This window comes from Streptosporangium nondiastaticum (assembly GCF_003011965.1).
Classification (GTDB): domain Bacteria; phylum Actinomycetota; class Actinomycetes; order Streptomycetales; family Streptomycetaceae; genus Streptomyces; species Streptomyces nondiastaticus.
In genome coordinates this window covers 1-938 of record NZ_PXWG01000319.1, presented here as the reverse complement: position 1 = coordinate 938, position 938 = coordinate 1, and the positions used below count along the sequence as shown (strand labels likewise).

At 80.1% G+C, this 938-nt stretch carries 1 pseudogene; it reads right to left on the bottom strand.

Annotated features, from left to right (window positions below):
- Positions 1–938 (bottom strand): annotated as a pseudogene (locus B7P34_RS36005) (hypothetical protein); the annotation flags it as partial.

Genomic DNA, 938 nt, shown 5'->3' with positions numbered 1-938 from the left:
AGCGGCGCCAGCGCCCGCGCGAACCGCTCGGCCCACGCGCGCGACACCGCGTCCACCGCCGCGATCACGGCCGGACCGGACGGCGCCTCCGCCTCCGCCGCGGCGTCGTGCTGCGCCGCGGCGTGCTGCACCGGCGCGCGGTGGATCACCTGCACCACCGTGGCCACGTCACCGCTCAGCAGCGCCACCGCGCCGCAGTACGGGAACGCCGGAGCCGCCGCACGAGCAGTCGCCAGCGTCGACGCCACCGGCGACGCCGGCGTGGTCGCCGGCGCGTCCGCCAGGCACACGAGGTGGATGCCCGCCGCGGGACCGCCCACCGCCAGCCGGGACACCGTCTCCCGCAACTCCGCCGAACCGGGATCGCCGTCCACGACCACCACCGTGTACGGGCCGGAGTGACGCTCCGCCGCGGCCGCCACTGCCGCCGGGGCCGCCGCCGCCCAGTGCGGGCCCAGCGGGCCCTCGTCCAGCCGCCGCACCAGCTCCGCCGTGCGCGCCGCGGCCTGCTCGCGGTCGTACGCGACCAGCAGCCGGCAGTCCTGCCCGCGCACCGGGCGCAGCTGCGGCAGCCAGCCCAGCCACGACCACTCCGCCAGGCGCTCCTCGACCGGGCGCGCCCGGTCCGCGCTGATCAGCACGAACTCCAGGGACGCCGGGGCGTGCAGCGCCGCCAGCTGCGCCAGCACGGAGCGGGCCAGCGCCGACAGGCGCCCCCGCGGGCCCGCGAGCCCCAGCGAACCGGCCTCGCGCAGCGCGACCGTCACCGGGACCGACGGCAGCAGCGCGCCGCTCCCGGCCGAATGCCGGTCGGCCGTGCCCAGCCGTACGGTCAGCAGGTCGGGGTGGCCCGGGCCGCGCTCCCACAGCCGGGGGCCGGGGCCGAGCGCCGTGAGCAGCGTCTCCGCCGGGTCGGGCCAGCGCTCGCGCAGCGCGGC